Origin of the sequence: Klebsiella sp. 7-CIP_Kleb. (genome assembly GCF_050378655.1) — a bacterium.
In the GTDB taxonomy this organism is placed as follows: Bacteria; Pseudomonadota; Gammaproteobacteria; order Enterobacterales; family Enterobacteriaceae; genus Klebsiella; species Klebsiella quasipneumoniae.
In genome coordinates this window covers 1,195,982-1,202,818 of the sequence record NZ_JBNRLJ010000002.1, presented here as the reverse complement: position 1 = coordinate 1,202,818, position 6,837 = coordinate 1,195,982, and the positions used below count along the sequence as shown (strand labels likewise).

Annotated in this window: 6 protein-coding genes, 1 tRNA gene and 2 rRNA genes; 7 read left to right on the top strand and 2 right to left on the bottom strand. The window is 56.4% G+C overall.

The window, feature by feature from the left end:
• From ACQUTI_RS13420 to dkgB, 4 genes are all read left to right on the top strand, one after another.
• A 23S ribosomal RNA gene (locus ACQUTI_RS13420) occupies positions 1-87 on the top strand; the annotation flags it as partial.
• 94 nt (positions 88-181) lie between these two features.
• A 5S ribosomal RNA gene (gene rrf, locus ACQUTI_RS13415) occupies positions 182-297 on the top strand.
• Between the two features lie 57 nt (positions 298-354).
• Positions 355-431 (top strand) — tRNA-Asp (locus ACQUTI_RS13410).
• A 164-nt stretch (positions 432-595) separates the two neighbouring features.
• On the top strand, positions 596-1,399 hold the full coding sequence (gene dkgB, locus ACQUTI_RS13405; protein ID WP_043521490.1) for a 2,5-didehydrogluconate reductase DkgB: 804 nt from the start codon (positions 596-598) through the stop codon (positions 1,397-1,399).
• Positions 1,400-1,431: 32 nt separating this feature from the next.
• Here dkgB and yafC read toward each other — a convergent pair whose 3' ends face one another.
• On the bottom strand, positions 1,432-2,337 hold the full coding sequence (gene yafC / locus ACQUTI_RS13400) for a DNA-binding transcriptional regulator YafC (protein ID WP_004204612.1): 906 nt from the start codon (positions 2,335-2,337) through the stop codon (positions 1,432-1,434).
• Positions 2,338-2,441: 104 nt separating this feature from the next.
• Between yafC and ACQUTI_RS13395 the strand changes: the two genes are divergently transcribed.
• The 3 genes from ACQUTI_RS13395 to ACQUTI_RS13385 all read left to right on the top strand — a co-directional run bounded on the left by ACQUTI_RS13395 (position 2,442) and on the right by ACQUTI_RS13385 (position 5,392).
• Entirely contained in the window at positions 2,442-3,632 is a 1,191-nt protein-coding gene (locus ACQUTI_RS13395; protein ID WP_114507920.1) for an MFS transporter, read from the top strand.
• Positions 3,633-3,734: 102 nt separating this feature from the next.
• Positions 3,735-4,532, top strand: coding sequence for an endonuclease/exonuclease/phosphatase family protein (locus ACQUTI_RS13390; RefSeq protein WP_004204614.1), 798 nt, complete (start codon positions 3,735-3,737; stop codon positions 4,530-4,532).
• An 89-nt stretch (positions 4,533-4,621) separates the two neighbouring features.
• A complete protein-coding gene (locus ACQUTI_RS13385; protein WP_017901307.1) occupies positions 4,622-5,392 on the top strand; it encodes a class I SAM-dependent methyltransferase in 771 nt (256 codons plus the stop codon).
• A gap of 59 nt (positions 5,393-5,451) precedes the next feature.
• Here the strand turns inward: ACQUTI_RS13385 and mltD are convergent, their stop codons facing one another.
• Entirely contained in the window at positions 5,452-6,819 is a 1,368-nt protein-coding gene (mltD, locus tag ACQUTI_RS13380; protein ID WP_004204616.1) for a murein transglycosylase D, read from the bottom strand.
• Positions 6,820-6,837 lie beyond the last annotated feature (18 nt).

Below are 6,837 nucleotides of genomic sequence, written 5' to 3'. Positions count from 1 at the left end.
TGAAGACGACGACGTTGATAGGCCGGGTGTGTAAGCGCAGCGATGCGTTGAGCTAACCGGTACTAATGAACCGTGAGGCTTAACCTTACAACGCCGAAGATGTTTTGGCGGTTTGAGAAGATTTTCAGCTGATACAGATTAGTCGATGCGTCCGCAGGACGTGTTGACAAAACAGAATTTGCCTGGCGGCACTAGCGCGGTGGTCCCACCTGACCCCATGCCGAACTCAGAAGTGAAACGCCGTAGCGCCGATGGTAGTGTGGGGTCTCCCCATGTGAGAGTAGGGAACTGCCAGGCATCAAATTGCAGTAAGCCGGGGTGACAACCGGTGGTCATAAAGCGAAAAAATTCGGTGGAGCGGTAGTTCAGTCGGTTAGAATACCTGCCTGTCACGCAGGGGGTCGCGGGTTCGAGTCCCGTCCGTTCCGCCACTTATTAAGAGCCCTGAGCATTTGCTCAGGGCTTTTTTGTTTCATCTGTTCCCGATTATTGCTAAATCAGCAAAAATCCTCTGCATTAATCGCTCTTTTTCCCCTCCCCACCATCAGCCATAATTTCATCCGTTAACCGAAATGAACAAATAACGAGGAAAAACATGGCAATCCCTGCATTTGGTCTTGGCACCTTCCGTCTGAAAGATGATGTTGTTATCGCATCCGTAAAAACCGCGCTGGAGCTGGGCTATCGTACTATCGACACCGCGCAAATCTATGACAACGAAGCCGCGGTGGGTCAGGCTATCGCTGAGAGCGGCGTGCCGCGTGATGAGTTGTTCATCACGACCAAAATCTGGATCGAGAACCTGAGCAAAGACAAACTCATCGCCAGCCTGCAAGAGAGCCTGCAGAAGTTGCGCACTGACTATGTTGATCTGACGCTGATCCACTGGCCGTCACCGAACGATGCGGTGGCTGTTGAAGAGTTTATGGCCGCTCTGATGGAAGCGAAGACGCTCGGCCTGACCCGTCAGATCGGTATCTCCAACTTCACTATTCCACTGATGGAGCGCGCGATTGCCGCCGTTGGTGCTGAAAACATTGCTACCAATCAGATTGAACTCTCGCCGTATCTGCAAAACCGTAAAGTCGTCGATTGGGCGCGTGAGCACGGTATCCATATCACCTCTTATATGACCCTGGCCTACGGTAAGGCACTGAAAGATGAGGTGATTGCCCGTATCGCGGCGAAACATAATGCGACTTCGGCGCAGGTTATCCTGGCATGGGCGATGGGCGAGGGGTACGCGGTAATCCCGTCCTCGACGAAGCGTGAGAACCTGGCCAGCAACCTGAAGGCGTTGGATCTGCAGCTGGATGATGAAGATCGCCAGGCGATCGCTGCGCTGGATTGCAACGATCGGCTGGTGAGCCCGGAAGGTCTGGCGCCGCAGTGGGATTAATCTCCCGCTTCCGGCATGCCTATCAGAGGGTACTACGACAGCTCCTTCGGGAGCTGTTTTACGTGTTCGCTTAGAAAATCAATAAACGCCCTGATACGTGTACTGACGGCTCTGTCGCTGTAGTACACCGCGCTGAAGGGCATCTCCACCGGCAAGCGTTTGTCGGCCAGTAGTTCAACAAACTCCCCGCTGGCTATCTCTTTATCCACCATATAATCCGACAGACAGGCAATACCGTTGCCGGTCAGACACAGTTGTTTGAGGGTTTCCCCACTGTTTGATGACACCGCCGCCTCAATCTCTAACAACTGACCATCGCAACAGGAGACTGGCCAGGTGTTCAGAGAGACGGGTTCAGTGAAGCCCAGACACTGATGTTGTTTCAGATCTGACGGATGCTGCGGCACACCGTAGCGCGAGACATACGCTGGCGAGGCGACGATCTTACGATAGCTGGTGAACAGCGGTCGGGCGCGCAGGCTGGAATCCGTTAAGGTTCCGGCCCGTATCGCTACATCCACTTTCCGTTCAATCAGGTTAATAAACGTCTCTGAAGAGACGAGCGACAGCGTCATTTCCGGGTAACGCTCGCGAAACGGCTTCACCAGCGGCATGAGAAAATGCAGCATCACCGGCGTCGCGGCATCCACCCGCAGCAAGCCCCGCGGCGTCGTGCGCGTTTCCAGCAGGTCATTTTCTGCCGCCGCCATCTCCTGCAATACCACCTGCATCCGCCGAAAATAGCGCTCGCCTTCCTCTGTCAGACTGAGCTGGCGGGTGGTCCGATTAAGCAGGCTGACACCAAGCTTTGATTCGAGCTTTTTGACTGCCCGGCTGACGGCAGAGTTGGCCTGACCCAGCTGTTCGGCCGCCCGGCTGAAACTCCCGCTTTCCACTACCGCCACAAAGATGGCGATCTCCTCGGATGTGGCTCTCATTATTGCACCTGTAGCAAAATTCTATTGATACTTTGATAGTTTTTGTTATTTATACAACCCTTCATACTACGTGTCATCTTAATCCTGATGCTACGGAGTAAATTATGCCACTGGCGCTATTTGCCTTAACCATCGGTGCCTTTGCAATTGGCACCACTGAATTCGTGATTGTCGGCCTGGTCCCGACGATTGCCCAACAACTTTCTATCTCTCTACCTTCTGCGGGACTGCTGGTCTCTATCTACGCGCTGGGCGTGGCGATCGGCGCCCCGGTGCTGACGGCATTAACCGGGCGTATGCCGCGTAAACAGCTGCTGCTGGCGTTGATGGTCCTCTTTACGGCGGGTAATGTGCTGGCCTGGCAGGCTCCAGGCTATGAAACGCTGATCCTGGCGCGCCTGCTGACCGGCCTGGCGCACGGCGTGTTCTTTTCTATCGGCTCGACAATCGCCACCAGCCTGGTGGCAAAAGAGAAAGCAGCCTCGGCCATCGCCATTATGTTCGGTGGCCTGACGGTCGCGCTGGTGACCGGCGTTCCCTTTGGCACCTTTATTGGCCAGCATTTCGGCTGGCGGGAAACCTTCCTCGCGGTATCGATTCTGGGGGTGATTGCGCTAATCAGCAGTCTGATTCTGGTGCCGAATAATATTCCGGGCCGCGCCAGCGCCAGCCTGCGCGATCAGCTGAAAGTCTTAACCCATCCGCGCCTGCTGATGATCTATGCCATTACCGCGCTGGGCTATGGCGGCGTGTTTACCGCTTTTACCTTCCTTGCGCCGATGATGCAGGAGCTGGCCGGCTTCAGCCCCTCAGCGGTGAGCTGGATCCTGCTGGGCTATGGCGTGTCGGTGGCTATCGGCAACGTATGGGGCGGCAAACTGGCCGATAAACATGGCGCCGTCTCCGCGCTGAAGTTTATCTTCGCCGCTCTGGTTGTGCTGCTGCTGGTGTTCCAGCTGACCGCCAGCGTTCACTATGCCGCGCTGGCAACGGTGCTGGTGATGGGCGTTTTCGCCTTCGGCAACGTGCCGGGTCTGCAGGTCTATGTGGTGCAAAAAGCAGAGCAGTATACCCCGGGGGCTGTCGACATCGCTTCCGGTCTGAATATCGCCGCCTTCAACGTCGGCATCGCGCTGGGATCGATCGTCGGCGGACAGACGGTTGAGCGGTACGGTCTGGCGCAGACGCCGTGGATTGGCGCGGTGATTGTGCTGGTCGCTTTGCTGTTGGTGGTCCTGAGCGGGCGTTTAGATAAATCGCCGCGCCGTTCGGCAGCGCTTTCTCCCGAAGGCTAAGGGTTTCTCGCAAATTGCATTGAAAGTGTATGGGAAAATCCCTATAACAGAAGAACCAGTCGTCGTCGGGCTGGTTTCTGTTATCGAGGATTAATGCCCAAATTGCGAAAGAACACCTACGCCATGCGCTATGTCGCCGGACAACCTGCGGAGAGAATATTGCCTCCGGGGGCGTTTGCGGGCGTGAGTCCGGTTTATCCCGCCGGCACGCCGTTAAGCAGCGATGAGAAGATCCGCGTGCTGGTGTGGAATATCTTCAAGCAGCAGCGAGCAGAGTGGCAGTCGGTCCTTAAGAATTTTGGCAAAGACGCGCATTTGGTCCTGTTACAGGAGGCGCAGACGACGCCGGAGCTGGTCAGGTTCGCGACCACCAACTACCTGGCCGCCGATCAGGTGCCTGCGCTGGTGCTGCCCCAGCACCCTTCCGGCGTGATGACGCTGGCCTCCGCTCACCCCATCTATTGCTGTCCGCTGCGCGAGCGCGAGCCTATTTTGCGATTGCCGAAATCGGCCTTAGTGACCGTTTATCCGCTGCCCGATGCGCGGTTGTTAATGGTGGTCAATATCCATGCCGTCAACTTTAGCCTTGGCGTCGACGTCTACAGCAAGCAGTTGCTGCCGATCGGCGATCAGATTGCCCATCACAGCGGGCCGGTGATCATGGCCGGCGACTTCAATGCCTGGAGCCGCCCGCGGATGAACGCCCTGTACCGCTTTGCACGCGAGATGTCGCTGCGTGAAGTTCGTTTCTCTGACGACCAGCGCCGCCGCGCGTTTGGTCGCCCGCTCGATTTTGTGTTCTACCGTGGGTTAAGCGTGCACGATGCTTCCGTGCTGGTAACCCGCGCCTCCGACCACAACCCGCTACTAGTCGAATTCAGTCCCGGCAAGCCTGATTAATTTAAGGTTGGTCAGGCCTGCCATGGGGCAGGCCTGCGCATGCATGGTGCTGCCTTTTATTACTCAAAAAACCGTAAGGACAAGACAACATGACAACACGCTCTCACCATGACAACGTTGAAAAGCAGTTCAGCTCCCAGGCCAGCGCCTATCTGACCAGCGCCGTACACGCCTCTGGTCGCGATCTGCAGCGGCTGGCGGAACGTCTGGCTGATTTTCCGCAGGCGAAAGTGCTGGATATGGGCTGCGGGGCAGGGCACGCCAGCTTTACCGCGGCGGGACAGGTTGCCGAGGTGACCGCCTATGATTTATCGAGCCAGATGCTGGAGGTCGTTGCCGCCGCGGCACAGGAAAAAGGTTTTAGCAATATCGTGACCCAGCAGGGGTATGCCGAAACGCTGCCGTTCGCTGATGCCAGCTTTGATATCGTTATCAGCCGCTATTCCGCGCACCACTGGCATGATGTCGGCCAGGCGCTGCGTGAGGTGAAACGTGTTCTCAAGCCGGGCGGGGTGATGATCGTGATGGACGTGATGTCGCCGGGTCATCCGGTGCGTGATGTCTGGTTGCAGACCGTGGAAGCCCTGCGCGATACCTCGCACGTGCGTAATTATTCCAGCGGCGAGTGGCTGACGCTGGCGACGGAGGCGGGCCTGGTGATTAATCGGCTGTTGACCGATCGCCTGCCGCTGGAATTCAGTTCGTGGGTGGCGCGGATGCGTACCCCTGAGCCGCTGGTGGAGGCGATTCGTTTATACCAGCAGAGCGCCTCGGCGGAGGTGAAAGCCTACTTTGAGTTACAGCAGGATGGTTCCTTTACCAGCGATACCATCATGTTTGAAGCGCATAAAGCGGTTTAATACAGACAACAAAAAAGGCACCGGGGGAAGTCGGTGCCTTTTTATCGAACCCTGACGTATCAGGACTCTGGTCGATCGCTGTTTTTCACAAACAGGGTTAGCTGATCGCCAGGCCGCAGATTGTCGGTATCGCTGTTCCAGCGCATGACGTCGCGAATATTAACGCCATGACGTTTGGCGATGCTCGACAGCGAGTCACCTTTGCGAACGCGATAGGTGATGCTATCGCTGTTATTCGCCAGACGCTGCGCGCTGCTGCCGGCGCCGATAACCAGGTTCTGTCCAACCTTCAACCCAGAGCCGCGCAGGTTATTCCACTGCTGCAGATCGCGGGTTGTCACACCGAGACGGGAAGCAATCCCGGAAATGGTGTCACCGGAACGCACCTTATAGCTTCGGCTGGTCAGCGGCGTATTATCCGCGAGCTGCGTCGGCTGTACGGCGGCAATGTCGCCAGAGGCCAGCGATTCACGCAGTTGGGCTGCGTGCTTCTGCGGCACCATGACATACTTTGGCCCGCTAGCGCCCAGCGTTGACCCCTTTACGCCGGCGTTGAAGGTCTTCAGCTTGCTGACCGGCATACCGGCCATATCCGCGAGCTGAGAAATCTCAACCGGACTGTCGAGGCGAACGCGCGCCAGCGCACGGCTTTCATCAGCCGTAGGCAACTTTACGCCGTAACGTTTGCTGTTTTTGAGGATGTCGCTCAATGCCAGCATTTTCGGTACGTAGACTTTCGTTTCATGCGGCAGAGACAGCGACCAGAAATCGGTGGGTTTGCCACGCGAACGGTTCGCTTTCACTGCCTTCATGACCCGACCTTCGCCGCTGTTATATGCCGCGACCGTTAACAACCAGTCGCCGTCGAACATTTTGTTCAGACGTTGCATCATGTCCAGCGCCGCGGTTGTCGATGCGACAACGTCACGACGCGCATCGTAACTGCGGGTCTGTTTTAAACCATAATTGCGCCCTGTGCTCGGAATGATCTGCCAGATGCCTGCGGCATTGGCGCCAGACGTCGCGTGTGGGTCAAAAGCGCTCTCCACTATGGGTAGTAATACCAGTTCCATTGGCATGTTACGTTTCTTAACCTGCCCGGCTATCCAGTACATATACGGCTCTGCCCGTAAAGTTACATCGTGGAGATAGCTCTTATTTCTCAAGTACTTCTGTTTTTGCTCGCGAATCCGGGGGTTATCCGGTATTCCCATCTTTAGCTCGTCGCCTATGGAAGTCCACAGATCCTGGTCTTGCGCGTAGAAGGTTCCATCATCTAACCAGCGCGCTTGACTTGTGAACTTGCCTGCTTCCCCTTGACCAGCCGCAGAAAGGCTCTGTGCTCGCTGTTCGACGGTGCCATCGTGCTTAGACGCCTGGCACCCCACCAGCAGGACAGAGGCGAATAATATCGCTCGTGCCTTCATGTGTGTGTCAATAGTTGC